Source organism: Francisella sp. SYW-9, from assembly GCF_008711465.1.
Lineage (GTDB): Bacteria > Pseudomonadota > Gammaproteobacteria > Francisellales > Francisellaceae > Francisella.
On the sequence record NZ_VXKQ01000050.1, the window covers coordinates 1 to 1,470 of the forward strand.

Here is a 1,470-nt window from a genome sequence, read left to right on the forward strand (position 1 = left end):
GCTATATAACTATCTTCATTAACAAACTCAGGATCAGGTAATGACTTACGATCTAACTTACCATTTACTGTTAATGGCATTGAGTCAATCTCAACCAATACACTAGGCACCATATACTCTGGTAATACCTTAGATAATTGATTAAGTATCTCTTCTTGAGTTAATGACTCTTTATCTAATACATAATAGCCAACTAAGTACTTACTATTGTTTCTATCCTTAGCTAACACACAGGACTGCTTAACTCCAGCTATAGCAGACAGCTGATTCTCAATCTCTCCTAACTCAATACGATAACCACGTATCTTAACCTGATCATCATTGCGACCTATATACTCAATATTGCCATCTTCTAACCATCTAACTAAATCTCCTGTCTTATACAATCTTGTATATCCTTTAGCTATATCTTCATCTGTAGCAAATGGATTGGGCACAAATCTCTCACCTGTCAACTCAGGTCTATTCAAATAACCTCTAGCTAAGCCAGCTCCGCCTATATATAACTCTCCAACTACTCCAATAGGGACTGGTTGTTGGTACTGATCTAATATATATGCGTTTAAGTCTACTATTGGCTTACCTATATTCGATGATACTAATTCATCTTCATCTATCTCTTTATATGTAACATGTACTGTAGTCTCTGTTATTCCATACATATTAATTAATTTAGTATGAAGATCTTTAGACTCCTTATATGCCCACCATTTACCTAAATGATTTACATTTAATGCATCTCCACCAAATATTACATATCTTAAGCTACTTAAATCTATATTCTCTTTACTATCTAACTGATCCATATATGTATAAAATGCTGATGGTGTTTGATTAAGTACACTAACCTTATAGTCTGAACATAGCTCTACAAATCTAGATATATCTTTAACTACCTCTTTACTAGGTATTATCAACTTACCTCCATAAGTTAATGATCCCCATAGCTCCCATACTGTAAAGTCAAATATATAACTATGATATAAAGTCCATACATCATTACAATCAAATTTAAACTCATGATTCGTAGCACTTAATAGTCTATGTACATTTTCATGTTTTTGTAATACACCTTTAGGTAAACCAGTAGTCCCTGATGTATATATAACATATGCCAAATCTGTTGAATTACTTTGTAGAAATAGATTCTCCTTATCCTCTTGATCATATACATAATTATCTTCACTTGGATCAATAGATATTAAGCTAATATCACTAGCTATATAATGAAGCTTATTCTCCAAATGGCTCTGTGTAATAACCAACTTAGCTTGCGTATCTGTAAGTATATGCTTAAATCTCTCTTCAGGATATTCAGGATCCATAGGAACATATGCCCCACCTGCCTTCATAACACCAAGTATACCTATAACCATATCCATACTTCTCTCTAAACATAATGGAATCAATGTATCTGGTTTAAGCTCTTGATTCGTTACTTCCTTATACTGCTTTCTTATATACCTAGCT

1 protein-coding gene is annotated in these 1,470 nt (G+C 33.0%); it reads right to left on the reverse strand.

Going from position 1 to position 1,470, the window contains the following annotated elements; genetic code table 11:
* Positions 1–1,470 (reverse strand): non-ribosomal peptide synthetase (locus F3D62_RS12290; protein ID WP_224732700.1); only part of this gene is annotated, 1,470 nt, incomplete at both ends.